General features: G+C 59.3%; 22 protein-coding genes and 1 riboswitch. Of the genes, 17 read left to right on the plus strand and 5 right to left on the minus strand.

Going from position 1 to position 26159, the window contains the following annotated elements:
• Positions 1 to 161 precede the first annotated feature (161 nt).
• Positions 162 to 282: riboswitch (molybdenum cofactor riboswitch) on the plus strand.
• A gap of 20 nt (positions 283 to 302) precedes the next feature.
• The 4 genes from JQN68_RS05975 to JQN68_RS05990 all read left to right on the plus strand — a co-directional run bounded on the left by JQN68_RS05975 (position 303) and on the right by JQN68_RS05990 (position 5177).
• Positions 303 to 2189, plus strand: a complete 1887-nt coding sequence (locus JQN68_RS05975; protein ID WP_225071494.1) for an aldehyde ferredoxin oxidoreductase family protein — start codon at positions 303 to 305, stop codon at positions 2187 to 2189.
• A gap of 168 nt (positions 2190 to 2357) precedes the next feature.
• Positions 2358 to 2561: a sulfur carrier protein ThiS gene (thiS, locus tag JQN68_RS05980; protein WP_225071493.1), complete on the plus strand. Its 204-nt coding sequence runs from the start codon at positions 2358 to 2360 to the stop codon at positions 2559 to 2561.
• A gap of 45 nt (positions 2562 to 2606) precedes the next feature.
• A complete protein-coding gene (gene thiF, locus JQN68_RS05985) occupies positions 2607 to 3224 on the plus strand; it encodes a sulfur carrier protein ThiS adenylyltransferase ThiF (protein WP_225071492.1) in 618 nt (205 codons plus the stop codon).
• 456 nt (positions 3225 to 3680) lie between these two features.
• On the plus strand, positions 3681 to 5177 hold the full coding sequence (locus tag JQN68_RS05990) for a CoA-acylating methylmalonate-semialdehyde dehydrogenase (RefSeq protein ID WP_225071491.1): 1497 nt from the start codon (positions 3681 to 3683) through the stop codon (positions 5175 to 5177).
• Between the two features lie 166 nt (positions 5178 to 5343).
• Here the strand turns inward: JQN68_RS05990 and JQN68_RS05995 are convergent, their stop codons facing one another.
• The gene (locus JQN68_RS05995) at positions 5344 to 6519 is read right to left on the minus strand and encodes a porin (protein ID WP_225071490.1); all 1176 of its coding nucleotides are present in this window, start codon (positions 6517 to 6519) and stop codon (positions 5344 to 5346) included.
• A gap of 808 nt (positions 6520 to 7327) precedes the next feature.
• On the opposite strand from JQN68_RS05995, the gene JQN68_RS06000 reads away from it, so the two are divergent.
• The 8 genes from JQN68_RS06000 (at position 7328) to gltA (ending at position 15654) form a co-directional block, all read left to right on the plus strand.
• A complete protein-coding gene (locus JQN68_RS06000) occupies positions 7328 to 8479 on the plus strand; it encodes an iron-containing alcohol dehydrogenase (protein WP_225071489.1) in 1152 nt (383 codons plus the stop codon).
• Between the two features lie 109 nt (positions 8480 to 8588).
• A complete protein-coding gene (locus tag JQN68_RS06005) occupies positions 8589 to 9578 on the plus strand; it encodes a DUF7973 family transport facilitator (protein WP_225071488.1) in 990 nt (329 codons plus the stop codon).
• A 27-nt stretch (positions 9579 to 9605) separates the two neighbouring features.
• On the plus strand, positions 9606 to 9944 hold the full coding sequence (locus JQN68_RS06010; protein WP_225071487.1) for a DUF190 domain-containing protein: 339 nt from the start codon (positions 9606 to 9608) through the stop codon (positions 9942 to 9944).
• A 331-nt stretch (positions 9945 to 10275) separates the two neighbouring features.
• Entirely contained in the window at positions 10276 to 11439 is a 1164-nt protein-coding gene (locus tag JQN68_RS06015; protein WP_225071486.1) for an iron-containing alcohol dehydrogenase, read from the plus strand.
• Between the two features lie 72 nt (positions 11440 to 11511).
• Positions 11512 to 13035: a CoA-acylating methylmalonate-semialdehyde dehydrogenase gene (locus JQN68_RS06020; protein WP_225071485.1), complete on the plus strand. Its 1524-nt coding sequence runs from the start codon at positions 11512 to 11514 to the stop codon at positions 13033 to 13035.
• Between the two features lie 63 nt (positions 13036 to 13098).
• Positions 13099 to 13368 (plus strand): transposase, encoded by a 270-nt coding sequence (locus JQN68_RS06025; protein ID WP_225071484.1) that lies wholly within the window; start codon positions 13099 to 13101, stop codon positions 13366 to 13368.
• Complete coding sequence (locus JQN68_RS06030) at positions 13361 to 14218, plus strand: sulfide/dihydroorotate dehydrogenase-like FAD/NAD-binding protein (protein WP_225071483.1); 858 nt, start codon at positions 13361 to 13363, stop codon at positions 14216 to 14218. The genes JQN68_RS06025 and JQN68_RS06030 overlap by 8 nt, the downstream gene beginning before the upstream one ends.
• 8 nt (positions 14219 to 14226) lie before the next feature.
• Entirely contained in the window at positions 14227 to 15654 is a 1428-nt protein-coding gene (gene gltA, locus JQN68_RS06035) for an NADPH-dependent glutamate synthase (protein WP_502799349.1), read from the plus strand.
• Between the two features lie 83 nt (positions 15655 to 15737).
• On the opposite strand, the gene JQN68_RS06040 is transcribed toward gltA, so the two are convergent.
• Entirely contained in the window at positions 15738 to 16478 is a 741-nt protein-coding gene (locus JQN68_RS06040) for a FadR/GntR family transcriptional regulator (protein WP_225071481.1), read from the minus strand.
• Positions 16479 to 16804: 326 nt separating this feature from the next.
• Between JQN68_RS06040 and JQN68_RS06045 the strand changes: the two genes are divergently transcribed.
• Positions 16805 to 17152: an ArsR/SmtB family transcription factor gene (locus JQN68_RS06045; protein WP_225071480.1), complete on the plus strand. Its 348-nt coding sequence runs from the start codon at positions 16805 to 16807 to the stop codon at positions 17150 to 17152.
• An 11-nt stretch (positions 17153 to 17163) separates the two neighbouring features.
• Here JQN68_RS06045 and pgl read toward each other — a convergent pair whose 3' ends face one another.
• The 3 genes from pgl to gnd are packed head-to-tail and all read right to left on the minus strand — an operon-like array spanning position 17164 to position 20795.
• Positions 17164 to 17856 (minus strand): 6-phosphogluconolactonase, encoded by a 693-nt coding sequence (pgl, locus tag JQN68_RS06050; RefSeq protein WP_225071479.1) that lies wholly within the window; start codon positions 17854 to 17856, stop codon positions 17164 to 17166.
• A gap of 19 nt (positions 17857 to 17875) precedes the next feature.
• Positions 17876 to 19345 carry a glucose-6-phosphate dehydrogenase gene (gene zwf, locus JQN68_RS06055; RefSeq protein ID WP_249621056.1) on the minus strand — a complete coding sequence of 490 codons (1470 nt, stop codon included), beginning with the start codon at positions 19343 to 19345 and terminating at the stop codon, positions 17876 to 17878.
• The gene (gene gnd, locus JQN68_RS06060; RefSeq protein ID WP_249621057.1) at positions 19338 to 20795 is read right to left on the minus strand and encodes a decarboxylating NADP(+)-dependent phosphogluconate dehydrogenase; all 1458 of its coding nucleotides are present in this window, start codon (positions 20793 to 20795) and stop codon (positions 19338 to 19340) included. The genes zwf and gnd overlap by 8 nt, the downstream gene beginning before the upstream one ends.
• Before the next feature lie 86 nt (positions 20796 to 20881).
• On the opposite strand from gnd, the gene hlyD reads away from it, so the two are divergent.
• The 4 genes from hlyD to JQN68_RS06080 are packed head-to-tail and all read left to right on the plus strand — an operon-like array spanning position 20882 to position 25854.
• Positions 20882 to 21910: a secretion protein HlyD gene (gene hlyD, locus JQN68_RS06065; protein ID WP_225071476.1), complete on the plus strand. Its 1029-nt coding sequence runs from the start codon at positions 20882 to 20884 to the stop codon at positions 21908 to 21910.
• Entirely contained in the window at positions 21903 to 23636 is a 1734-nt protein-coding gene (locus JQN68_RS06070; RefSeq protein ID WP_249621058.1) for an ATP-binding cassette domain-containing protein, read from the plus strand. The genes hlyD and JQN68_RS06070 overlap by 8 nt, the downstream gene beginning before the upstream one ends.
• A complete protein-coding gene (locus tag JQN68_RS06075; protein ID WP_225071474.1) occupies positions 23633 to 24754 on the plus strand; it encodes an ABC transporter permease in 1122 nt (373 codons plus the stop codon). Before JQN68_RS06070 ends, JQN68_RS06075 begins: the two co-directional genes overlap by 4 nt.
• Positions 24755 to 24756: 2 nt before the next feature.
• A complete protein-coding gene (locus JQN68_RS06080; protein ID WP_225071473.1) occupies positions 24757 to 25854 on the plus strand; it encodes an ABC transporter permease in 1098 nt (365 codons plus the stop codon).
• The last annotated feature ends 305 nt before the right edge of the window (positions 25855 to 26159 follow it).

Below are 26159 nucleotides of genomic sequence, written 5' to 3' on the forward strand. Positions count from 1 at the left end.
CAGTCACTGTCTCGTAAAAAATAGCCAAATATTATAAAAAAGACTTGAATTATTTTTCTCGCAGAAGTAAAACAATAACCAAATAAATAGCCAAACATTTGGCTTGCCGAGGGGTGGCGACTCGTCACGCCTCAGGAATGCATTGACCCACACCCGGAAGATTTGCTGAGCATCTCCGAGCCCGATTGCCTAACAGGGTGTTCCTTATGGCAATCGGGCCGACAGGGTGGCACTGGAAACGGTGCGGCCTCCCAGGGGGAAAGGAGAAATTGGCTAACGCACTCACGAAGGGAGACTGAGCAATGTTGGGAGGTTACTGGCAAAAAATCGCGGTTGTGGATCTGACATCCGGCAAGGTAGACATGCTGCGGCCCAGTGAAGAAGACCTGCAAAAGTACATCGGCGGCAGCGGCCTGGGCGCCAAGTTGCTGTACGAGAATGTGCCGGCCGGCGTTGATCCGCTTGGTCCGGAGAACGTTTTGTTGCTCATGACCGGGCCTTACGTTGGCACAAAAGTTTTTAATTCCGGTCGCTTCGAGGTTGTGACCAAGAGCCCGCTGACCGGCATTTACCTGGAATCGGATTGTGGCGGCAAATGGGGCCCGGCCCTCAAGGCTTGCGGCCTGGACGGCATCATGGTCAAGGGCAAGGCTGAGAAACCGGTTTACATTCTTATCGAGGACGATGAGATCCGTATCAAGTCGGCCGCCAGCCTTTGGGGCAAGGGCTCTTTTGATACGGATCATCTGGTACGTGAGGAATTGGGTCGTGGATCGGAATGCGTTTGTATCGGCCAGGCCGGGGAACGTCTCAATAAAATGGCCGGCATCATGACGGCCGGTCGCGAAGGGCGTACCGCCGGGCGGGGCGGTTCGGGGGCGGTCATGGGCTCCAAAAACCTGAAGGCCATCGGCGTCAAGGGCAGCAAAAAGGTGCCCATTGCCGACCAGCAGGCTTTTGATGCCCTTTGGCAGGAAATCAAGCCTCAGATGATGGAAGTCCACGATGGCCCCCTAGGTACCTATGGTACCTCTTGTGCCGTGCAGATATTCAACGACGTGGGTGACCTGCCGATTAAAAACTGGCTATGGGGCACTTGGGACAAGGCTTCCAAGGTTTCCGGACAGCATATGGCGGAAACCATCCTCAAGAAGCGCTACCACTGCGGCGGCTGCCTCATCGGTTGCGGCAGGACTGTGGAGATCCCTGCGGGGAAATACAAGATGGATATCGGCGGCGGACCGGAATATGAAACCCTGGGCATGATCGGTTCCGGTTGCCTTGTCGATGACGTCGAGGCCATCGCCAAGGCCGGCGAATATTGCAACGACTACGGCATGGACACCATTTCCGTCGGCTCTGCATTGGGGTTCCTCATGGAAGCCTGGGAACATGGCATGATCGATGCGAAAGATACCGGCGGCCTGCAAATGACCTGGGGCAACGGTGAAGCCATGGTGGAGATGGTGCGCAAAATCGGCGAGCGCGAAGATATCGGCGACACCATGGCGGAAGGAATTCTGGCCGCTGTGGATCGGGTCGGCCCCCTGAGCGCGGAATTCGCCATTCACACCAAGGGGATGGATTTCCCGGCACACGATCCTCGCGGCCGCGGCGGTCTGGCGGTGGCTTATGCCACCTCGAACCGAGGAGCCTGTCATATGCAGGCCTACAACCAGGACTTTGAGGGTGAAGGTTGCCTGCATATTTCCGACCTTGGCTACGACGCGCCACTGCCGCCTTACACCAACGAGGGCAAGGGCAAGTTCGTTGCCGACCAGCAAAACTTCATGAGCATGTGCGATTCCCTCAAGTTGTGCAAGTTCGTGGTGTTCGGCGGCATGACCGTAGGTCCCATGACCCGCTTCCTGAACGCGGTCACCGGCTGGAATTTCACCAATGAGCAGTGGCTGGAATGCGGTGAGCGGATTTTTAACATCAAACGGCTGTTCAACAACCGGGAAGGCATCACCCGCAAGGACGACACCCTTCCGGCCCGCATTCTGACCAGCCCGCGTCAGGGAGGGGCTGGCGACTATGTCCCTGATCTCGGCTATCAGTTGCGGGATTACTACCGTGCCCGGGGTTGGGACGAGTGGGGGATCCCCACCCCGGAGACCTTGCAGCGCTTAGGTCTGGATGGCTACGACTATCGCCAGGGGTCTCGTACCACGGAGAACCAGCGTTGATTCCGGCGACTCTCTAATTCCGGTTGCTTCCGTCCCCATCTGCGCGTTGCGGATGGGGACAACCCCGTCCAGAGGCCGGCTTGCGTTGCCCCGGGGATTATCGGGTCGGTTACCGAAATGACGCCTTGGAATGACAAGCAAGAAGCAAAGTATTCAAGGAGACCGATCATGTCGGTGGTTATTGTTGATACTGAAGGCATTCCGGAAAAAGCCAGTAAAACAGTGGCGCAGTTGCTCGAAGAGCAGGGTCTGGAAGCGGCCTTTGTCATGGTCCGAGTGAACGGCGAGGTGGTTCGCAGAGAGGAATATTCTACCTGCAAGGTATGCCGGGGGGCGCTGGTCAAGGCCTATCCCTTTGTGGGCGGCGGCTGAACAGGAGTCTGATGGCCGGCGTTCACGGTGCAAGGAGTTTTGAACGTGCAGCAAGAGGAATTTTTCGCACGCCACGATCCAGAGTTGTTGCCCCGATTGCGGCAGGCCCGCATCGGCATTGCCGGCGCCGGCGGCTTGGGCTCCAATGTCGCCTGTTGTCTGGCGCGGGCCGGCGTAGGGCAGCTGATATTCGCCGATTTCGATGTCGTTGAGCCTTCCAACCTCAACCGGCAGCAATACTTTTTAGATCAAATCGGACAAGCCAAGGTCGACGCACTTCAGGAAAATTTGCGGCGCATCAATCCTTTCAGCATTTATGAAGCGCACCGCGTGCGCCTTGATGCGGAAAATATCCCGCAGCTGTTCGAGGAGGTCGACATCATGGTGGAGGCCTTCGACAGCGCCGCCATGAAGGCGGTGCTGGTCGATGCCTGGGTAGCACGCTGGCCGCAACGCCCGATCATTGTCGGCAGCGGCATGGGCGGATTCGGGGGCAACAACGACATTCGTTGCCATAGGTTGTTCGGGCAGGTTTATCTGTGCGGTGATGGTCGCACTGACTGTGACGACCGACTGCCAATGGCGCCCCGGGTAACAATTGTGGCGGCCATGCAGGCCAACCTGGTGCTTGAGTTGCTGGCCGGGAAATCTTCCATAAGTTGAGTAGCGCATCTTTCACCGCCACGGTGGAGGGTCTGTGAGATTGCCGCCCTGCGGCCCTGGGCAAAATCCTTCTTCCGGGTGGAGGGTTTTGCCCGTTTTTTCGCTTGCCGATGGGATACGTGAATGGGCGAAGAAGGCCAAAAATAAATAGCCAAATATTACAAATATTATCTTGACACGTGGAGCCTCCCATTTTATGCTGTAATCGACAACGGGGTGATACGCGACACCCTGCCTGCTACCCCCATCACGGTACCTCCTAGGCTGTGATGGGGGTTTTTTTAGGGACCACACAGCGATTTTTTTTGGGAATCCAAACAACTTAAAATTCAATTATTTGTACCTCATAGCCGGGCTTAACACGGCCATGCATGAATCATCCCTGGTTGTGTTGCCGCAGCTATCTTGCATAGCGCGGGAAGCAAACAACCAATACCTGGTGAAAGGAGATTGAAAATGGCGAACACACTGTATCATTTTATCAACGGGCTCCGAGTTGAAGGGCGTAGTGAGCGCTTTGGGGAGGTTGTTGATCCGGCAACCGGACAGAGCATCGCTCGGGTTCCTCTTGCTTCGGCGAAGGAAACCGCCAGTGCGGTCGAGGCCGCCGCCGCGGCCTTCCCTTCCTGGCGGGATACGCCGCCCATGCGGCGGGCCCGGGTGCTTTTTCGATTTATTGAACTGCTGAATGAAAATATGAACGAGTTGGCCCAATTGATTACGGCCGAGCATGGAAAGGTTTTGAATGACGCAATCGGTGATGTCACGCGCGGCATGGAAATCGTCGAATTTGCCTGTGGCGCACCCCATTTGCTCAAAGGACATTTTTCGGAAAATGTGGGAACCGATGTCGATAGCCATTCCATCAGACAACCGCTAGGCGTGTGCGTGGGCATCACTCCATTTAACTTTCCCGCCATGGTGCCCATGTGGATGTTCCCCTTGGCGATAGTTTGCGGCAATACTTTTATCCTAAAACCGTCCGAAAAAGTACCATCCACGGCCTTGCGCTTGGCGGAACTGATGCACCAGGCCGGTTTACCGGCGGGGGTTCTGAATGTTGTGAATGGCGATCAGGAAGCGGTGTGTACGCTTCTTGAGAACCCGGGAGTGGCGGCGGTCAGTTTTGTCGGCTCCACTCCGGTCGCGGAGCGAATCTACCGTACAGCGACCAGCAAAAACAAGCGGGCGCAAGCCCTAGGTGGAGCCAAAAACCACATGGTGATCATGCCGGACGCGGATCTCGACGGTGCCGTTAATGCGCTCATGGGGGCGGCCTACGGGGCTGCGGGAGAACGCTGCATGGCGATTTCCGTAGCCGTTGCCGTGGGCGATAAAACCGCGGATGCATTGATCGAGCGTTTGATGCCCAGAGTCAGAGCTATCAAGGTCGGCCCTGGTACCGATTCCGAGGTGGAAATGGGGCCGTTGATCACTGGCGAACATCTGGCCAGGGTCAAGGATTATGTTGCTTGTGGCGTGGAAGAGGGAGCGAAATTGTTGGTGGACGGTCGTGATGTGAAACCTGCGGAGTCGGCAGGAGGGTTTTTCTTGGGAGGTTCCCTGTTCGATCGCGTTGCGCCGACCATGCGGATCTATCGGGAAGAAATTTTCGGGCCGGTACTTTGCGTGGTGCGGGCCCCCAATTTCGCTTCCGCCCTGGAGTTGATCAATGCCCATGAGTTTGGCAATGGATCGTCGATTTTTACCCGGGACGGCGACACGGCCCGTGCCTTCAGCTCTCAGGTGCAGGCCGGCATGGTCGGCATCAACGTGCCGATTCCCGTGCCCATGTCCTACCATAGCTTTGGCGGGTGGAAACGCTCATTGTTCGGGGATGTGCACATGCATGGGCCGGAGGGAATCAGGTTCTATACCAAACTGAAAACCATAACTTCCCGCTGGCCAACCGGCCTTCGAAATGGGGCCGACTTCCATATGCCGACTCTCTAGAACCGAGTGGTAAGCCAGGCTGGGAGATGCAAAGCCGGGCGAGTTGAAACAACAGGCTTTTCGTCCTCGATTTTGAAGGGCGCTGAGAAATCCTTGTTAATTGTTGGTCTAAAAACAGGCCCCCCAGTTATTGGGGGGCCTGTTTGGGGTGGAAAGTTTGGCAGTGTTACCAGGTGAAAAAGGTGCCCAGCGCGATCATGTGGGTGTTCTGTCCCCGCCCGTCAAACCACTGATTGTCGGTGTAAATGTACTCGGCAATCAGTTTCAGATGCGGATTGATGTCGTGGTAAATCCCTAATCCGGCCATTTTCTGTTCCTCGATCTGCACCTCCGTTCCGGCTAGACGATCCTGACGGTCGGCGCGGGTTTCATCCATGATGTTGGCCCCATAACTGACGCCGAACTTGGTGTGGCCCCAGGCATTGTCGAATCCGTACATAAGCTGAGCGATAAAGCCTCGTCCATCGCGCTCCTTGCCGGCGGAATCGAGGGAATCCTGGTCCAGCATCAACAGAGAGCCGACCCCCTGGTTTTCGAAACCGGACAGGACCAGTTCAAAGCCCTTATGCAGGACCTGGACACCGCCGGCGACCCCGTAGGCTTCCACGTCGCCGGAAAAACCGCTGTCGCGCTTGAATTTGGCGGTTTGATACATGCCTGACAGCCAGGTTCTGTAGCTGCCCCCACTGTAGGTTCCGGCGTAGCTCAACTCCGTTTCCAAACGCGGGCTCTTGGTTTCTTCCGCTTCGGCGTTTGGTCCGACGATGACGCTGGGATCGTACAGCCCCAGTGCCAGCTTGAAGCCGTTTATTTCGGGGGTGGTATAGCGAACCTGGGCGTTGAACTGCGGATAAACATAGCCGTAGCCGATGCGGCCGAGGGGGGTGCCGCCACCGTCGATGGCGCCGTTGGTGCCATAGCCCCAGATCAGCATATCGGTGGTGAGGTTAGTCCCCTGATAAAGACTCAGGGTCTTGCCCACCAGAATCTGTCCGAAATTGCCGTCAACGGTGAAGAAGACTTCCCGCAGGTCGATCTGATCGTTGAAAGAGTTTTTCGATTTGCCGATTTCCTTTGAATCGAAGGTCGGACAAAAGCTGATTCTGGCAGCCATGTCCAAACCACCCATGGTAGGAGCCTTGATGTTGAAGGCCAGCCAGTTGGGGACAAAGCCGACCCGCTGGCGATAGCCTTCCTGGCCATCGGGCAAAGTCCCGCCCCGGCGTATCCCGTCGCCAAAGATCGGTCTCTCATCCGCCGTCTCGTAAGCCATAAACATGTTGACATTGCCATCGGTGCTGAAAGTCCAGCCGTCCTCGCCCCCGACAACAAATGCGGCCAAGCCGGATGTTGTCCAGCCCGTGATCATAATTATGCTCACCAGTAGACACATAAGTATTGAATTTTTCATAGTATCTCTCCCCTTTGCCTCCAATGGAATGGTTTTTTTGTCAGTGTTCTGACCTAGCCTGACATGCTGACCCAGGTGCTGTGCTGGACTGGTCACGGAAGCGGTGCGCCTTCGTCCGCTATTTCACCTCCTCTCCAAGGCGATGCTGAAAAAAAGAAACCGTGTTTGTTTGGAGCACTATACGAAATGGCAGGTTGTTGTCAATAATAATTTATATATTTGACCATTTAAAATATTTGGCCAAAACGGCGATCCTTCTACAAGTCCCAGTAATTGTATGGGTTTTATTTTTTGAATGTTTCTTCCGGTTTGGTTGCTTGCCATGACTTTTTGCCAGTGGTAACAAGAAAAATATAAAAATTCAGTTAAATCAATATGTTATAAAAATAACCAAATATTTGAAAAAATAATGTTGAAATATATGGCTACTTGTTGTAGAAGTGAAGGCAGGTTGGCTAGAACGGTGTTTATCGCTGTTCATGCCAATCCTTTGGAACCGACCTCATTTCGTCTCTAGGGAAAAATTTTAATGAACTTAAATAGCCATATATTTAATTAATTATTATATTGTAAGCGGAAAAGTTTTGAATTTTTAAGCCTTGAGGGAGGAGCAGTATTTGCCGAGGAAAGGAGGACTTAACCGGGTAAGACAAGGGTGGTAAATGGCGTCAACGCCACCGGGTCTGGTTTGGGACCAGAAGCCCGGATTAAATCACAACCTGTGTATGAGGAGGAAACAATGGCTGACTTTTTGTGTCCCGCAGTAAATTTCATCGGTAAGGGTACGGTCGCTGAAACAGGTCCCCGTGCTGCCATGTTCGGCACTAAAGCCTTGATTGTCTGTGACGGATTCCTGGCCAAACTCGAGGGTGGGCCGGTGGCCAAGGTCAAGGATTCCCTGCAGCAGGCAGGGGTCAAGTTTGCGGTGTATGACGGTGTCGAGCCGAACCCCAAAGACACGAATGTTGCGGACGGCCTTAAGGTCTATCAGAAGGAAGGCTGCGATCTCATCGTCACTGTCGGCGGCGGGAGTTCCCACGACTGCGGTAAGGGCATCGGCATCGCGGCGACCCATGATGGCGATCTGTATGAAGATTACGCAGGCATCGAAATGCTGACCAACGAACTGCCGCCAATCATCGCCGTCAACACCACCGCCGGCACGGCCAGTGAAGTGACCCGCCATTGCGTCATCACCAACACCAAGAAAAAAGTCAAGTTTGTTATCGTCAGCTGGCGGAACCTGCCCAAAGTATCCATTAACGACCCGGAGCTGATGGTTGCCAAACCGGCTGGCCTGACCGCAGCCACGGGCATGGATGCCCTGACTCACGCCGTGGAGTGCTACGTAACCAAGGCGCCCAACCATGTCACCGACGCCGTGGCGATTCATGCCATCAAACTGATCGGCAAGTACCTCCGTCGTGCTGTTGCCAATGGCGAAGATATTGAGGCCCGCGAGGGCATGGCTTACGGTTCGTTGCTGGCCGGTATGGCTTTTAACAATGCCGGACTTGGCTATGTGCATGCCATGGCCCACCAGTTGGGCGGCCTGCTGGATATGCCTCACGGTATCGCCAACGCCGTTCTGCTGCCGCACATCGAGCGTTTCAACCTGATGGTCAACCCCGAGAAGTTCGCCGATATTGCGGTTGCCTTGGGCGAAAATATTGAAGGGCTCGGCAAAATGGAAGCTGCCGAAAAAGCTATCGACGCCATCGTACGCCTTTCCAAAGATGTTGGTATTCCTCAGCACCTGGCCGACTTGGGCGTAAAGGAATCGGATATCGAACCCATGGCGAAACTGGCCATGCAGGACGGCAACGCCGGCACCAACCCGCGTATTGGCAAGGTCGAAGATATTATTCAGTTGTTCAAGAGCGCCATGTAATCTGACGCAAGATATGGCATCCCTGCTTTCGTAGGGGTGCCATATCTTTTTCTGGGGAGAGGCAGTTTTCGATTGGCATCAATGAAAAATTTATCAACGGAGTGAAATTATGGATGCCTGGAGTTTCAACGCTATGTTGCTGGCCTTTGGCGGCGGCATGTTCGGCGCATCGCTCGGCGCCCTTTGGGCTTTTTGTTTGTGCGGGCTGCTGACCATGCTGGGCTGTCTGGTGGTGCTGGGCGGCGGGTCCGATTTCCTCCTGCTGCAGGTAGGCCTGGGTCCCATTTTCGGGCCCCACACGGGAGGTTTCGTGGCAGCCGTGGTGGCTTCGACCTATGCGGCAGGATTCAGGAAAAATCATCCATCCGGCGCCGCCAAGGACATTCTTTCGCCACTGGTGGATTCTTCCTGGGACGTGCTGGTGGTGGGCGGCCTGTCGGCGGTGTTCGGATTGGTGCTGGTCCCGGTTTTAGCCAAAATTCCGATTGTCCGCGAATTTGATCTGTTGGCCCTGTCCATCCTTATCAACATCTGGCTGGCGCGTTACCTGTTTCAGAAGGAAATGCCCTGGGGCAACATGGAGTCCATTCGCAAGTATGGCTGGTTGAAAACCGACAATTATGCCATTTCCTGGGTCAGTTGGATGTCGCCACCTTCGCGCCTGGTCACTATCGGAGCCGGCATGGGGGTGCTGTCCGGCGGCGTGGCCATGGGGTTCCGCGAACATCTGCTGCCGCTGGCTGAACAAGGTTTGGTGAGTGAGGCAGCGGCGTTTGTCGCTCCCCTGATTTTCTGCTGGGGTTTTTCCGCAGTGATGCTGACCATGCTCAATTTCGGCCAGGCCTCCATTCAGAAGTCGCCGGTGACCCACTGTATGGCCATCATGGGAGCCTGGGGCTATCTTCAGACCGGTTCTTTGGTCATGGCTATGATCTTTGGAATTGCGGCGGCTTTTATTGAAGAACTGACGGCACGCATGTTCTACAATCACGGCAGCAATCATCTCGATCCGCCTGCCGCCGGTATCGCCTTCGCTACCTTGATCATGAATCTGCTGTTCAAGCCGGAGTTTTTAAACCTGGGTCAGTTTTTTCAGTAATTCAGTTTGCCGTCGAGGAGGAGTGCCATGGCGATGGATGGAAAAGGCAAAATACTGCGGATTTTCCTTAATGAAAACAGTAGGTACGAAGACCGGCCTTTGTATGAGACACTGGTTCAGAAAGCTTTTCAGCACGGCCTGGCCGGGTCGATGGTGTTTCGGGGGATTCAGGGCTTTGGCTTTTGCTGTAAATCCTGCAGGACCCATGGCCTGGGGATGACCATATCCAAATGTCAACCCATGGCCGTTGAATTTATTGACCGTGAAGAAAAACTCCGAGAAATCATTCCGGTTTTCAAGGAAATGCTCCCAACCGGGGCCATGATTATGCAGGATGCGGAGATTATCTTCAACAGGGGCGAGTAATTGTCCTTGAATATTCAAAATATCCGATAAAGCCGATCCATTGCGGCATCATGCCGAAGATGGTTCGGCTTTTTTTGATCTAGAGCAGAGGGCTCCTGTGGCATTTAGTGAAAAAATTGAATAATTTCGAACTTTTGAACATTTAGATTCGAAAATACTCGCTAACGAGAGTTGTTCCCGAATAAAATAGCCATATATTTGGAAAAAAATCTTGACGGCACCCGATTTCTGCAGTATAAGAATATCAAAAGGCCATATATTTGATTATAGAAAAGGTTCTTTTCAACGCGGCGCCCGACGGTTGACGCCCTAGCGAGCAAAGGAGGCCAAAGTGCAAAGCTCACGTCCATTTAGAGTCCCCCCCACGATCCATTTCGGTGAGGGGGCGGCTGATCACACGGGCAGGGAAGCGAAACGGTTGGGAGCGCACCGTGCTTTGTTGATCACCGATCAGGTCCTGGCATCTACGGGGACCATCAACCCGGTTTTGGCTTCTCTTGCTGATGCTGGTGTGGCGACACAGGTCTTTGACGGTGTCAACAAGGAACCGACTCTGGAGCATGTCGAAGCTGGAATCAAAATGCTGCGCGACAGCCAATGCGATGTGTTGGTCGCCTGCGGCGGCGGCAGTCCCATCGATGTGGCTAAAGCCATCAGTATCATGGCCACCCATCCGGGGACCATCGCCGATTACATGGGGCTGGATCGTTTTGAGCGTCCCGGTGTGCCGGTGTTGGCGGTGCCGACTACGGCGGGCACGGGCAGCGAGGCCACCATGGTCAGCATTATCACCGATACCGACAATGATGTAAAAATGCTCATCGGCAGCCCTTTCCTCATTCCCCAGGCGGCGATTGTCGATCCCCTGCTGACCCTCAACATGCCCCGGGGCCTGACGGCGGCAACCGGGCTCGATGCCCTGACTCACGCCATTGAAGCCTATGTGTCTCGCAAGGCCCAACCCATGACCGATGTGCTGGCTCTGTCGGCGGTGCGGCTGATCGCCGAATACCTGCCGCGGGCTTGGGGACAGCCCCAGGATCGGGAGGCGAGGGGGTGGACCATGCTGGGTGCCTTGCAGGCCGGGATAGCTTTTTCCAATGCATCCGTAGCCCTGGTGCATGGCATGTCGCGGCCCATTGGCGCCAACTTTCATGTCCCCCACGGTGTTTCCAATGCCGCCTTGCTGGGCGTGGTCATGGAATATTCCCTGTCAGGCAATCCCGAGCGGTATGCAGATGTCGCCCGGGCCATGGGGATAGGCAACGGGAATCAGGATGCCATGGGCGTTGCCCGGGCCGGCGCGGAAAAGGTGAAACGGCTGATCCAGTTGTTGGAGATCCCCAGCCTGGGCAAATTGGGTGTGACGCGCGAGAAGCTTGATCCGATAGTGGAAAAAATGGCGGAGGATGCCCTGGCAAGCGGCAGTCCGGGCAACAATCCGCGCCAGGCAACCCGAAAAGATATCGTCGAACTGTATTATGCCGCCCTCTGATGATAGTCGCATGGGCAATTCTGAACATAAGGGCAAACACTCCAGGAAGTCACCACAGAAAGGAACTGAAAGATGATTGAAGTCAAGAGACTTAAATACTGCGTTAACAACCAATGGCTGGAATCGGACACAGACAAGTACATGGCTGTGATGAATCCCAGCACCGGCCAGCAGATTGCCGAAACACCTTGTTGTACCCGGGAAGAGGTCGAGGCCGCGGTTCAGGCCGCCAAGGCGGCTTTCCCCGACTGGTCGCAAAAGCCAGCGGCCATTCGCACCCAGGTCATCTTTACCTTCCGCGATCTGGTCAACCAGCATTTTGAGGAACTGTCCCTGATCCTGGCGACGGAGATGGGCAAGAATCTCAATGAGGCCCGTGGCGATGTGCACAAGGTGGTCGAGGCCTGCGAAGTGGCGGTCGGCGCCCCTCTGGAAATGCAGGGCCATTCCACCATGGAGGTGACCCGTGGGCACGATACGGTACTCTACCGCGAGTCCGTCGGCGTTTTTCTGGGCATCGCTCCCTACAACTTCCCGGCCATGATTCCCTTCGGCTGGTTCATCCCCCTGTGCATCACGGCCGGCAATACCATTGTTCTCAAGGCGGCCAGCCTGGTGCCGCAGACATCCATGCGGTTACTGGAACTGCTGATTGAAGCCGGACTTCCGGAAGGTGTCGTCAATCTGATCACTTGCAGCCGCAACGAATTGACCGATCTGCTGTCCCATCCGGATATCCGTGGTATTTCCTTTGTCGGGTCCACCTCGGTCGGTCTGAAGATTTACCAGACCGGTGCGGCTGCCGGCAAGCGGGTTCAGGCCTTGACGGAAGCCAAAAACCATGCCCTGGTACTGCGCGATGCCCCCCTGGAATGGTCGGCGCGGCGCATCATCAACTCGGCCTTCGGTTGCGCCGGACAGCGCTGCATGGCGCTGCCGGTGGTGGTGGTGGAAGAGTGCATTGCCGATCGTTTTGTCGCACTCCTCAAGCAGTTCGCCCAGGAACTTCGCATTGGCCCCGCCTACGAAGAAAGTACCGATCTGGGTCCCCTGGTCAGCGCCGGGCAGAAGCAGTTCGTTATCGACATGATCAACAAGGGCGTGGCAGAGGGCGCGCAACTGGTCCTTGATGGCCGGGAATGTGTGGTGCCGGGATATGAGGGGGGCTATTTTGTCGGTCCCACCATCTTCGATCATGTCGAACCGGACATGGTGGTCGGCGACCAGGAAATTTTCGGTCCGGTGGTATCCATAAAACGGGTCAAGGATTTCGAGGAAGGCCTGGCGATCATGAACGCCAACGAGTTCGCTAATGGTTCCTCCATTTTTACTCGTAGCGGATATTACTCTCGGGAGTTTGCCCGTCGCACCCACGGCGGCATGGTGGGTATCAATGTGGGCATTCCGGTGCCGCTGGCCTTCTACCCCTTCTCGGGACACAAGAACTCTTTCTTCGGTGATTTGCATTGCCTGGGTCGGGACGGGGTCAGATTCTATACCCAAGTCAAGACGGTAACCACCAAGTGGGTGTCGCCGGAAGAGAGCGGCGAGGACCGGGTTTCAACCTGGGAAGGCACCATCAACCGTGAATTGTAACAGCGTCGGCGGTCGGTCGCAGGATAGGGCCGGCCGCCGGCCTTACAGGAAATGAGAGGTCTTATGGGGACCATGCGGCTGCTGGATGCGGCGACCAAGGTAACAGTGGTGCTGGAAGGCCTGGCCGGGCGTCCGGTGGCGGAAATCTGCCGGGAATACGGGGTCTGCCGCGATGATTTCTATCTTTGGCGCAGGCATCTGTTGGCCAACATATGCAGTCTGTTCGAGTTCGATAGCCGGTCGATCTGCTCGCCGGAGACCCTCGAACATGGCCCGCAGTCCTCCGCCGACCACCATCTGCACTTTATTCACGAGGAACGGCAACATGTTTGAAATTATCGAGAATACCATTCTAGCACCCAACGTCCATCGGCTGGTGGTGCGGGCGCCGCGCATTGCCAGAGTACGTCAGCCCGGGCAGTTCGTCATTGTTCGGGCCGATGTTCATGGGGAACGCATTCCCTTGACCATCGGTGATGCCGATATGGCCGCTGGCACCATCACCCTGTTCGTGCAAGCGGTGGGGACCTCTACCCTGCAGATCGTTCATACACCGGTCGGCGGAGCCTTGCAGGATGTTGCCGGGCCGCTGGGCAGTGCGACGGAAATCGAACAATGGGGACGCGTGGCCTGCGTTGGCGGCGGACTGGGCACCGCTGTCCTTTATCCTCTGGCCAAGGCCCTGGCCGAGGCGGGCAACGAAGTCACCACCATCATCGGTGGCCGCAGCGCCCCGTATATTTTGCTGGAGGACGAACTGCAGGCTTTTTCAAGGAAAGTGATTGTCACCACCGAGGATGGCAGTCATGGCCGGCAGGGATTCGTCACTGCGGCGTTGCAGGAACTTATGGAAGATCCACGCCGTTGCCCGGCGGTGGTCTTTGCCGTCGGCCCGGTGCCGATGATGAGGGCGGTTTGTGAACTGACGCGGCCGGAACGCATCCGGACCATCGTCAGCCTCAACCCGATCATGATCGACGGGACCGGAATGTGCGGCGGCTGTCGCGTCAGGGTCGGCGAAGAAACCAAGTTCGCCTGCGTCGACGGTCCGGAGTTCGATGGCCACCTGGTCGACTTCAAGCTGCTGACGGATCGCTTGTCCATGTACCGCGAGGAAGAGTGCCGCATGCTTTCGCAGCTGCCTGAAGAATTGCGCAATCAAATCGTTACCGTACGAAGATAGGCCGGAGCATGAAAAATAATCTGCAAAGAGAGAATGGAAGATGGGGGCAGCGGGTTTTGATGCCAGAACAGGACCATCATCTGCGCTGCCGCAATTTCGATGAGGTCAACCTCGGATTGAGCGAGGAGGCGGCCATCGCCGAGGCCCGCCGCTGCCTGCAATGCAAAAGCGCGCCCTGCATCGCCGGTTGTCCGGTGGCGGTGGATATCCCGGCCTTTATCGCCGCTGTGGCGGGGACCCGGATGGCCGAGGCAGCCCGCATCCTGCTGGCCGACAACACCTTGCCGGCAATCTGCGGTCGGGTCTGCCCACAGGAGGAACAATGCGAAGGGCTTTGCGTGCTGGACCGCAAGGGGCAGGCCATCGCCGTCGGCTATCTGGAACGGTTTGTGGCGGATTGGGCGCTGCGGCATCCTGAGCAGTTGGCACCGACGGTTATACCAAAGGCCAGCGGCAAAAAAGTGGCCGTGGTCGGATCTGGTCCTGCCGGACTGACCGTCGCCGGTGAACTGGCCCGCATGGGACACGAAGTCATCATTTACGAGGCCCTGCACGATACCGGCGGCGTGTTGCGCTATGGCATTCCGGAATTCCGCCTGCCCAAGGAAATCGTAGATATCGAGGTGGCGCGCCTGGCTCAACTGGGCGTGTGCATCGAATGCAACGTGGTGGTGGGCAAGACCATCACCCTGCCAAAAATGCGAAACGAGCACGATGCCGTGTTCATCGCCAATGGCGCCGGCCTGCCGACCATGCTGAATATTCCCGGTGAGAACCTCAAGGGGGTCTTTTCCGCCAACGAATATCTGACCCGGGTCAATCTCATGGGTGCCTGGCGGCAGGACCACGCCACACCGATTCCACGCAGTCGCCAAGTGGTGGTCATCGGCGGCGGCAATACCGCCATGGATGCGGTGCGCACCGCGCGACGCCTGGGTGCCGCGCGGGCGGTCATTCTCTACCGGCGCAGCGAGGCGGAGATGCCGGCGCGCATCGAGGAGATCAAGCATGCCAAGGAGGAAGGGGTGGAGTTCGTCATGCTGACCGCTCCGCTCGAAATTCTCGGCGACAACCAAGGTTGGGTCAACGGACTGCGCTGTCAGGCCATGCGTTTGGGTGAGCCGGATACCTCAGGACGGCGACGACCGGTGCCCGTGGAGGGAAAGGTTTTTGAACTCGAAGCCCAGGTGGTGGTGAATGCCGTTGGTACCGGCGCCAATCCTCTGCTGACTGCGACCGCACCTGAACTGGGGCTGAATCGTTGGGGCAATATCGAAGTCGATACAACCGGCCAGACCAATCTTGCCGGGGTATTCGCCGGTGGGGATATTGTCCGTGGCGGCGCGACGGTAATATTGGCCATGGGGGATGGGAAGCGAGCGGCAGGGGCCATCGACACCTACCTGCAAAGATGTAAGGGTAGACCGCTGATGTGAAAGTTTTGCTGATTTTGAGAGAACATGAAAAAGGGCCGGCGAATATGCCGGCCCTTTTTCATGCAGAATAGTTCAGCGAAAGGTCAGGAGGCCATTTTCTTGAGCGGATTTTTTTCTGCCTGCAGCCGTAGTGCTTCCAGTCCGGTTTCTACCTGGCAGATGTGTTCCAGCATGTATTTCTCCGCGTCGTCGGCATTTCCGGCGACAATGGCATCGACAATCTTTTGATGGGCGTCCAGTACCTCGCGGGAGAAGTCCTCACCCGGTTTGACATGGTGCTTGATGTCCGTCAGCAGGCTGTTGACGAAATCGAGGATCATGACCAATACCGGATTGCCGCTGTGCTGTGCCAGAAAAACGTGGAAATCGATTTCGGCCTTGGCCCCCACCAGACATTTTTCCTGCTGAAATACCTTTTCGCAGCGCTGGTGGATATTTTGGAATGCTTCGACTTCCTGGGCAGCAAAAGATTCTGCCGCATGCCTTGCCAGATAAGGTTCGATTATTTTGCGTACTTCGGATAGATCGTGGATGGATGCATTCTGAAAGTGCATGAAATTGGCGATGGAGTCGCGGGTCGTTTCCATGGTGACTTCGCTGACTACCGGGCCACCGCCGGCGCCACGGCGGATTTCAATGAATCCCATGGCCTCCAGAGTTCTCAGGGCTTCACGCAAAGTGTGCTTGCTGACGCCGAACTGATTGATGAGTTCTTTTTCTGGTGGCAGGCACTCTCCAGGTTTCAGATCTCCGCTAAGAATGGCTTCGCGGACCTGGCGGATGATATGGGTGGACATTTTATCCTTTTTCGCGGTTTCAAACATCGCAGACACTCCTTGTATAATTGTGTATTATCATATACCAAATATATGGGTAAATAATAGAGAAAAAATGCATTTTTTTGGTCAGGCGATTTTTATTCCCTGTTATTACAACCCATTTGGCAAACCGACCATTGACCTCCGTGCCGAATAGCAGTTAATGTGAGGCATGAACCAGCGAGGAAACCATTACCATATCAGAAAAAAACCAGGGTCTCTTTGGCTGCGAAGCAATGTCCCTTGCCTTATCTGGCCCCAGGATGTAAAAAACCGGTTTAATACATCCGTATATCCGGATTGAAAACGCGAACAGGGATCATAGGGGAGCGATGAAAGATACGGCCATGGAAATGACGACGGAATTGTTCAAGGCGCTGGCGCATGACACCCGTTTGCGCATTCTTTGTCTGCTTCTGGATGGTGAGGTCTGCGTGTGCCAGATCATGGCCATTCTGCAGTTGCCCCAGTCGACGGCCTCCCGGCATCTGGCCGTATTGAAAAATGCCGGATTGTTGGAAGATCGTCGGGACGGTGTGTGGATTTATTATTCCCTCGCCGGCCAAACCCAGCCCCTGGTGGAACAGGTGATGGGGGCGTTACGCTCTCATCTGCCGACTCTCGGCACTTGCCTGGAGGATCGGCAGCGCCTGACATCAAGGTGTTCCCCCTGCGATTGACAGGGATTTCGCTATTTCTGGTGGCCGGACGGATCGGCCGCGGCGTCCAGCAGGATCTCCGGTGCCGTGGCGGGATGAATACCGGCGGCCGGCAGTGTCGCGCCGCGCCGCCAGGCGGCCAGGGCGGCTCGCTTATCGCTGCCGGTAACCAGGAACAGCACCTGCTGGGAACAGCTCAGGACGGCGCTGCTCAGGGTCACGCGTTCCGGCGGCGGCTTGGGAGCATCGAAGACGGCATGCACCAGTTCTGACGGGGGATGGCTGCGTCCCGGGAACAGGCTGGCGGTATGACCATCGTCGCCGAGCCCGAGCAGCACCAGATCGAAGGGCAGGGCGGCGGCCACCTCGGGAGCATAGCGGCGGGCCCCTTCGCGCGGCCCCAACTCCGCCGGGATCACATGGATGCGGTGGGCGGGGATGGGCACCCGCTCCAGCCAGGCGCGGGCGGCCATGCGGCTGTTGCGATGGGGATGATCGGCGGGCAGGCAACGCTCGTCGCCGAAATAGATCTCCCAATCGGCCCAGTCGGCGCGGGCCGCGGCCAGCCGGTGATAGCAACCTTCCGGGGTGCGGCCGCCGGCCAGCACCAGGCGAAATAGCCCGTGCGCCAGAATGGCGGCCCGAGCGGCCAGCAGGATACGCCGGGCCGCTTCATCGGCGACGCTGGCGGCATCCGGCAGCAAATGCCAGCGGGATGTGTTCATGGCCGGCTCCCGGGAATGCTCATCCGTTTCTGCCGCCCGGTGTCCGACAGGGGCAGGGCGCCAGGGTGTTGCGCCAGGAGCGGCAATCCTCTCCCAGCAGTTGATCGGCTTCCGGCGGGCCCCAGGAGCCGACAGGATATTCCGGAACTTCCGCCTTGCTGTCGCGCCAGGCACGCAGCACCGGATCCACCACCCGCCAGGCCTGTTCCACCTCGGGGTAGCTTAGAAACAGGGCTCGGTCGCCGTTCAGCACATCCAGCAGCAGATCCTCGTAAGCATCGTTGCCAACCTCGTCGCTCTGTCGGAAGCTGGCATCGAGATCCGCCAGGCGCGTCGCCAGGGGCAGACCCGGACTTTTGACGTTCATTTCCAAGCGCAGGCATTCGTTGGGCTGGATGCCGATGAGCAGCCAGTTCGCTTCCCGGCAGGCAATGCGGCTGGCGCGGAAAAACTGCTGGGGCGGCTGCTTGAAGCAGATGGCCACCAAGGCCTGGCGTTCGGTCAGGCCCTTGCCGGTGCGCAGGAAGAAGGGCACGTCGGCCCAGCGCCAGTTGTCGATGTGCAATCGCAGGGCGGCGAAGGTCTCCGTGCGGCTGTCGGGAGCCACCCGTTCTTCCCGGTGGTAACCGCGGTACTGTCCGCGAACCGCGCAGGCGGCCGCCGTGGCCGGGGTGATGGGGCGAATGGACTGCAGCACCTTGAGCTTTTCGGCGTGCAGGGCCTGGGCGTTCATGGCCACGGGCGCCTCCATGGCGACGAAGGTCAGCAATTGCAGCAGATGGCTCTGCACCATGTCGCGCAGGGCACCGCTGGCGTCGTAGGTGCCGCCGCGACTGCCGATGCCCTGGGGTTCGGCGTGGACAATCTGCACGTGGTCGATGAAATTGCGGTTCCACAGGGGCTCCATCAGCACATTGCCGAAGCGGAACACCAGGATGTTGCGCACCGTCTCCTTGCCCAGGTAGTGATCGATGCGATAGATCTGCTCTTCGCCCAGGGACTGCAGCAGGCGTTGCTGCAGGGCCATGGCATGATCCAGATCGAAGCCGAAGGGTTTTTCCACCACCACCCGCCGCCAGCCCCGTTGCTCCTCCAGCAGTTTGAACTCCGCCAGATGTCGGATCACCGGTTCGTACTCGGCCGCGCCGAGGGCCATGTAAAAGGCCGCATTTTCCGAGGTGTCCGCCAGCTTTTCCGCCAGTTCGGCATACAGCGCCGGATCGCGCAAATCGCCGCTGATGAAGTCCTGGCGGGCGGCAAACCGCGCCCAAACCCCCTCATCCAGGGGCTCCGCCTGAGTCGCGGACAGTGCCTGGCGGGCTTCCTCCCACCAATCCTTGCGCGACCAGGGGCGGCGGCCGCTGGCCAGGATATGCAGTCCGTCCGGCAGGCGGCCTGCCTGCTCCAGGTGATAGAGTGCCGGCAGCAGCTTGCGCCGGGCCAGATCGCCGGTGGCGCCGAAAATGACGATGGTGCAGGCTTCAATCATGGCCGGGGATTCCTGTCGGGTTTGTGTTCCGGGGCGCTTGGGCGGTCCAGTCGCTGTGAAAGAACCGGCCGCGCGGACGATCCACGCGTTCATAGGTGTGGGCGCCGAAATAGTCGCGTTGGGCCTGGATGAGGTTGGCCGGCAGGCGGGCACAGCGATAGCCGTCGAAAAAGGTCAGGGCAGCGCCGGTAGCGGGCAGGGGCAGGTGCTGGTCGATGCCCAGGCGGACGGCTTGGCGCCAGCCCTGTTCCGCCTGCAGCAAGGCCTCGGCGAAAAAGGGGGTCGGCAGGGGGCTGTCCAACTGTGGGTCGGAATCGTAGGCGGCGGCCAGATCGTCCAGAAAGCGGCTGCGGATGATACAGCCGCCGCGCCAGATGCGGGCAATGCCGGCCAGATCCAGGGACCAATCATAGGCCCGGGAAGCCTCCTGCAGCAATTGGAAACCCTGGGCGTAAGACACGATTTTGGCGGCGTAGAGGGCATCGTGAACCCAGGCCATAACCTGCCGGCGGTCAAGGACACGCGCGGGACGCACCGAGACCAGGTGCTGGGCGGCGGTCCGGCGCGAATCGATGTGCGCGGACAGCATGCGGGCCTGTACCGCTTCGGCAATCAGGGTCAGGGGCACGCCCAGTTCCAAAGCGGCGGTCACCGTCCACTGCCCGGTCCCCTTGGTGCCGGCGGCGTCGAGAATCTTGTCGATGAGCGGCAACCCGTCGTCATCGGCCACGGCCATGATGCGGGCCGTGATTTCGATGAGAAAGGATTGCAGGGGTCCCTCGTTCCAGCGTGCGAATACCTCCCCCAGTTCCGCCACATTCAGCTGCAGCACGTCGCGCAGCAGGTGGTAGGCCTCGGCGATGAGCTGCATGTCGCCATATTCGATGCCGTTGTGCACCATCTTGACGAAATGTCCGGCTCCGCCGGGGCCGATCCAGCGGCAGCAGGGCTGTCCGTCGACCTTGGCGGCAATCGCTTCGAAGACGGGTCGCAGGGCCGGCCAGGCCTCCGCGGCGCCGCCCGGCATCAGAGACGGCCCGCGGCGCGCGCCCTCTTCGCCCCCGGAAATGCCGCAGCCCACCCACAGCAAATCTGACGCCTGCAGGGTCGCGGCGCGCCGCTCAGTATGGCGAAAATGGCTGTTGCCGCCATCGATAAGGATATCGCCCGGTTCCAGCAGGGGCGCGAGTTGTTCCAGCACCCCATCGACGGCCTTGCCGGCCTGGACCATGAGCAGGATGCGGCGCGGCCGCTGCAGGGCCGCGACCAGTTCTTCGAGGCTATGGCAGGCGCGGATGCCGCTGCCGGCCGCCGGACCCTGAATGAAGTCTTCGGTTCGGGCCGTGGTGCGGTTGTAGACCGCTACCTGGAAGCCCTGCTCCTGGATGTTGAGGGCCAGGTTCTGGCCCATGACCGCCAAACCGATCACGCCCATGTGCGCTGCCGCCATAACGCTGTTTCCCCTTCTGTCAAGAATTTCCGCAATGTTCCTATTATACTGAAAAAGACGGGCGAAGCCAGAATCGGGGGAGGTGTATGAAGGGTAAACGAAAACTACTTGTGGCGATGTTGGTGATGGTTCTGCTCGCCGCTGTGCTGGGCTGGAGAGGCTGTCGACACCGGGAGCGCGTCAAGGGCGACCTGGTACTCTACGGCAATGTCGATATCCGCAAGGTGGATCTGGGTTTTCGGGTCGGCGGCCGCCTGGCCGAGATACGGGTGGAGGAGGGGGACCGGGCTACCTCCGGCCGGTTGCTGGCACGCTTGGACGACGGTCCCTACCGGGATGAGCTCAACCTGGCGCGGGCCCGGCACGATCAAGCCGTCGCCATCCTGGCCAAGCTGGAAGCCGGCAGTCGGCCCCAGGAGATCGCCCAGGCCCGCGCCCTGGTGGCGGAACGCCTGGCCACCGTGGGCACCCTCGAGCTTGAATTCCGACGCAGCCAGAACCTGGTGGAGGATGGCGCCATTTCCCGGCAGGCGTTCGACGACGTCACCGCGCGGCTGGCCGAAGCCCGGGCCCGATTGGCGACGGCGCGCCAAGCCCTGAAGCTGGCCGTGGAGGGATTTCGCACCGAGGACATTGCCGCCGCACGCGCCGAGGTACGGGCGGCCGCAGCACGCCTGGCCCAGGCCGAAACCAGGCTGACGGACACCGAACTGTTGGCGCCGGATACGGGCGTTGTGTTGACCCGGGTCCTGGAACCGGGAGCCATTGTGTCTGCCGGGGCGGCGGTATTGAGCCTGACCCTGGATGACCCGGTCTGGGTGCGGGTCTATGTCGACGAACCGGACCTGGGCCGGGTCTATCCCGGCATGTCGGCTCTGGTATTCACCGACAGCGCTCCCCGGCATCCCTACCGGGGACAGGTCGGTTTCATTTCCCCTGAAGCCGAATTCACCCCGAAAACGGTGCAGACCGAAAAACTGCGCACCCGCCTGGTCTACCAGCTGCGGGTGGTGGTGGCCAACCCCGATCGCGGTCTGCGGCAGGGCATGCCGGTCACGGTGCGGCTGCAGCCGCCCAAAGTTCAGGTGTCGGCAGAGGAACCCGATCATGAATGAGGTCGTCAGCGTCGAAGGGGTGCATTTCACGTTTCCGGGAGGCACAAAGGCCCTGGCCGAGGTGACGGCGACCATTCGACCCGGGCGTATCACGGGCCTGGTGGGTCCGGACGGCGCCGGCAAGACTACCCTGTTGCGCCTGTTGGCCGGCCTGCTGCTGCCCGATGCGGGTTGTATCCGGGTGCTGGAGTTGGATACCCGCGCCGAAGGGCGCCGGTTGTCGGAATTGCTGGGCTACATGCCGCAGAAATTCGGTCTTTATGAAGACCTGTCGGTGCGGCAGAACCTGCAATTGTACGCCGATTTGCGAGGCGTGACGGGCGCCGAACGCGATGCCGCCTTTGGTCGCCTGCTGGCCTTCAGCGGTCTCGAACCTTTCCGGCAGCGTCTCGCCGGGCAACTCTCCGGCGGCATGAAACAGAAGCTGGGCCTGGCCTGCGCCCTGATTCGCAAGCCGCGTTTGCTGCTCCTCGACGAACCGAGCGTCGGTGTCGATCCGATCAGCCGCCGCGAACTGTGGCGCATGGTCCAGGAACTGGTGGACGACAGTCTGGCGGTGGTCTGGTCGACGGCCTACCTCGATGAGGCGGAGCGCTGTGCCGAGGTGCTGCTGCTCAACGAAGGCCATCTGCTGCATGCCGGACCACCGGCGGAGCTGACCCGGCCGCTGCAGGGCCGCTGTCTGCTGCTGCGCGACCTGACCGGCAACCGGCGCCGGATCCTGAGCCGGGCCCTGGGCCGTCCGGAGATCCAGGACGGCCAGGTGCTGGGCCGGGATCTGCGCCTGGTGCTGCGCGCCGACGCGGCGCCGCCGGCGGTAGCGGATTTGGACGCCGGTTCGGGAGCTCGTCTGGAGGAGGCTCCGCCGCGTTTCGAGGATGCCTTCGTCGAACTGTTGGGGGGCGGGCCACCTTCGGTTTCGGCCCTCGCCGAAGGCCGGCCGGTCTCTACGCCGGTTGCCGGGGCGATGGTGGAGGCGGATCGCTTGACACGTCGGTTCGGCGATTTCGTGGCTGCCCGGGAGGTCTCCTTCAGCATCCGCGCCGGCGAGATTTTCGGTCTGCTGGGCCCCAACGGCGCCGGTAAGTCGACCACCTTCAAGATGCTCTGCGGTTTGTTGCGGCCCACCTCCGGCAGCGGCCGCGTGGCCGGCTACGATCTGCAACGGGCGCCGGGTCAGGCCCGCTCCCGGTTGGGCTACATGGCTCAGAAATTTTCCCTTTACGGCGACCTTTCGGCCAAACAGAATCTGGCGTTTTTTTCCGGGGTCTACGGCCTGACGGGCGGGCGGCGCCGGCAGGCCGTCGAGGACATGATCGACACCTTTCACCTCGGCCCCCACTTGCGCACCTCCGCCCGGGAACTGCCCCTCGGCTTCAAGCAGCGTCTGGCCCTGGCCTGCGCCATGCTGCACCGGCCGTCGGTGCTGTTTCTGGACGAACCGACCGCCGGCGTCGATCCCCTGATCCGGCGGGAGTTCTGGACCCATATCAACGGGTTGGTGGAAAAGGGCGTGACCGTTCTGGTGACCACCCATTTCATGGATGAAGCCGAGTATTGCCATCGCATTGCCCTGATCCACCAAGGTCGCGTCATGGCCACCGATACCCCGGACGGTCTCAAGGACCGGGTACGCTCTTCGCAGCGACCCGAACCGACCCTGGAGGAAGCTTTTATCGAATTGCTGCAAAGATCGTGGCAGGAGCAGGAGGAGGTGGTCGGATGAGGGAGCGGCGGCGCCGCCTGCAGGCTTTGGTTAAGAAAGAATTCGTGCAGGTGCTGCGGGATCCGAGCAGTCTGCTTATCGCTTTCGTGCTGCCGCTGCTCCTGCTGTTTCTGTTCGGCTATGGCGTCTCCCTGGATGCCCGGCGGATCCGCCTCGGCGTGGCCCTGCAGGATCGCGGCGCGCCAGCCCATTCCCTGGCGGCGGCCTATGCCGCCAGTCCCTGGTTCGATGTTCGGCAAAGCCGCGATCCCCGGGTCCTGCTGGAAGAGCTGCTGGCCGGCCGCCTGCGCGGGGTGCTGGTCATTCCCCAGGATTTCAGCCGCCGCCGGCAGCAGGGCGAGGGCGGCCTGGTCCAGTTGCTGGCGGACGGCAGCGAGACCAACACCGCCAATTACGTCGAGAACTATGCCCGCGGGGTGCTCGGCTCCTGGCAGGAGATCGAAGGCCGACGGTCGGCAACCATGGTCGAGGGCGGGCCGGAACTGGTGCCGCGCATCTGGTTCAATCCCGAACTGGAAAGCCGCCATTCCCTGTTGCCCGGGGCCATGGGCATCATCCTGGCCATCATCGGCACCCTGCTTACCGCCCTGGTGGTGGCCCGGGAGTGGGAGCGCGGTACCATGGAGGCCCTGATGGCGACGCCGGTGGGCATTGGCGAGCTGCTGGTCGGCAAGCTGGTGCCCTATTTCCTGCTCGGCCAACTGGCTCTGCTCGGCAGCCTTGCGGTGGCGGTGCTGCTGTTCCGCGTGCCTTTCCGCGGTTCGGCAGGGGCGCTGCTGCTAACCTCGAGCGCTTTTCTGCTGGCCGCCCTCGGTCAGGGGTTGCTGATCTCGACCCTGGCCAAAAACCAGTTCATCGCCGCCCAGGCAGCCCTGGTCAGCGGTTTTCTGCCGGCCTTTCTGCTATCCGGATTCGTTTTTGAAATCGCCTCCATGCCGCTGCCCATCCGCATCCTGACCCGCATCATCCCGGCCCGCTACCTGGTGAACAGCCTGCAGACCCTGTTTTTGGTCGGCGATGTGTGGCCGCTGCTGGGGCGCAACATTCTGGTGTTGCTGCTGTTGGCCGCGATTTTTTTCGGCCTGACGGCGCGCAAGACCGTCAAGCGCTTGAGGTAGCCATGTTCGGACGCATCCACGCCCTGCTGATCAAGGAACTGCTGGCCATCCTGCGTGATCGTAAAAGCCGCTTCATCCTCATCGTGCCGCCCCTGGTGCAGTTGCTGGTATTTTCCTTCGCCGCCACCCAGGAGGTGAATAATCTCACTCTGGCGGTGCTCAACCTGGATCGCGGCCGTCCGGCCTGGCAGTTGGAGCAGCGTTTCTCGGCCGCGAGCCCCTTCCGCCGGATCATTCGGCTGCAGCATCCCTCCCAGGTGGCGGCAACCCTGGAAGGGCAGCAGGCCCTGGCGGTCCTCTGGATCCCGGCCGATTTTTCCGTCAACCTGGCGACGGGCCGCCCGGCCCGGGCCGGATTTCTCCTGGATGGCCGTCGGACCAACGCCGCCCAGATCGTACAGGGCTATGCCCGGCGCATCATGACCGAGTTGGCCCTTGAAGACAGCCGTCGCCAACCGGCCGTTGCTCTGGAGGTGCGGCACTGGTTCAACCCCAATCTAGAGTTCCGCTGGTTCACGGTGCCAAGCCTGGTCTGCATTCTCACCACCCTCATCGGCCTGCTGGTGACCGGCCTGTCCGTGGCCCGGGAGCGGGAGATGGGCACCTTCGACCAGTTGCTGGTCTCTCCCCTCCAACCCCTGGAGATCCTGGCCGGCAAGGCCCTGCCGGCGCTGCTGGTGGGTGTGGCCGAGGGCAGTCTCATCGTGCTGGCGGCAGTGTTGTTGCTGGGCGTGCCCTTCAACGGATCGGTACTGTTGCTCTATGGCAGCATGACCGTGTTTCTCGCCGCCATCATCGGCGTCGGCCTGTTCATCTCCTCCCTGTCCATGACCCAACAGCAGGCGGTGCTTGGCGCCTTCCTGTTCATGGTGCCGGCGGTGATCCTGTCCGGCTACGCCAGCCCCATCGAAAACATGCCGGATTGGCTGCAGAGCCTGACCCTGGCCAACCCCCTGCGCTATTTCATGATTATCGTTCGCGGACTGTTTCTGAAGGAACTCCCCGCGGCCCGGGTCTGGAGCCAAACCTGGCCCATGGGCGTCATCGCCCTGGTCACCCTGTCGGCCGCCACCTGGTTGTTTCGGCGACGGCTGGCGTGATCGTATGTTTCGAGGAGTCTGATGCGAACCATGTGAGGGCGCAAGTGGTGCGCTCCCCATGGCGGATTGAAAGGGTGTCGGGACGCGAGCGGCGCGCCCGTTTCGCGTTATCGATTGGAACGGATTTCAGACCAGACGACCAAAGGCCATGGGCATTACTTCGCTGCCCAGCCGCTTGGGCTGATCGGGAGAATGGGTAGCTTGGATAATGGTGATATCCTGGTCGAGCAAGGTCGGCAGCAGGTCATCAAAGGCCTCGATGCTGGCCTTGTCCATGTTGGAGGTCGGCTCATCGAGGAGCAGAA

The organism is Desulfuromonas sp. CSMB_57, assembly GCF_020194955.2.
Lineage (GTDB): Bacteria > Desulfobacterota > Desulfuromonadia > Desulfuromonadales > Syntrophotaleaceae > JAFCIY02.

Coding starts and splice junctions, on each gene's coding strand:
- JQN68_RS05975 (WP_225071494.1), top strand. CDS start 303: ATGTTGGGAGGTTACTGGCAAAAAATCGCGGTTGTGGATCTGACATCC.
- thiS (WP_225071493.1), top strand. CDS start 2,358: ATGTCGGTGGTTATTGTTGATACTGAAGGCATTCCGGAAAAAGCCAGT.
- JQN68_RS05990 (WP_225071491.1), top strand. CDS start 3,681: ATGGCGAACACACTGTATCATTTTATCAACGGGCTCCGAGTTGAAGGG.
- JQN68_RS06000 (WP_225071489.1), top strand. CDS start 7,328: ATGGCTGACTTTTTGTGTCCCGCAGTAAATTTCATCGGTAAGGGTACG.
- JQN68_RS06005 (WP_225071488.1), top strand. CDS start 8,589: ATGGATGCCTGGAGTTTCAACGCTATGTTGCTGGCCTTTGGCGGCGGC.
- JQN68_RS06010 (WP_225071487.1), top strand. CDS start 9,606: ATGGCGATGGATGGAAAAGGCAAAATACTGCGGATTTTCCTTAATGAA.
- JQN68_RS06020 (WP_225071485.1), top strand. CDS start 11,512: ATGATTGAAGTCAAGAGACTTAAATACTGCGTTAACAACCAATGGCTG.
- JQN68_RS06025 (WP_225071484.1), top strand. CDS start 13,099: ATGGGGACCATGCGGCTGCTGGATGCGGCGACCAAGGTAACAGTGGTG.
- JQN68_RS06030 (WP_225071483.1), top strand. CDS start 13,361: ATGTTTGAAATTATCGAGAATACCATTCTAGCACCCAACGTCCATCGG.
- gltA (WP_502799349.1), top strand. CDS start 14,227: ATGAAAAATAATCTGCAAAGAGAGAATGGAAGATGGGGGCAGCGGGTT.
- JQN68_RS06040 (WP_225071481.1), bottom strand. CDS start 16,478: ATGTTTGAAACCGCGAAAAAGGATAAAATGTCCACCCATATCATCCGC.
- JQN68_RS06045 (WP_225071480.1), top strand. CDS start 16,805: ATGAAAGATACGGCCATGGAAATGACGACGGAATTGTTCAAGGCGCTG.
- pgl (WP_225071479.1), bottom strand. CDS start 17,856: ATGAACACATCCCGCTGGCATTTGCTGCCGGATGCCGCCAGCGTCGCC.
- zwf (WP_249621056.1), bottom strand. CDS start 19,345: ATGATTGAAGCCTGCACCATCGTCATTTTCGGCGCCACCGGCGATCTG.
- gnd (WP_249621057.1), bottom strand. CDS start 20,795: ATGGCGGCAGCGCACATGGGCGTGATCGGTTTGGCGGTCATGGGCCAG.
- hlyD (WP_225071476.1), top strand. CDS start 20,882: ATGAAGGGTAAACGAAAACTACTTGTGGCGATGTTGGTGATGGTTCTG.
- JQN68_RS06070 (WP_249621058.1), top strand. CDS start 21,903: ATGAATGAGGTCGTCAGCGTCGAAGGGGTGCATTTCACGTTTCCGGGA.
- JQN68_RS06075 (WP_225071474.1), top strand. CDS start 23,633: ATGAGGGAGCGGCGGCGCCGCCTGCAGGCTTTGGTTAAGAAAGAATTC.
- JQN68_RS06080 (WP_225071473.1), top strand. CDS start 24,757: ATGTTCGGACGCATCCACGCCCTGCTGATCAAGGAACTGCTGGCCATC.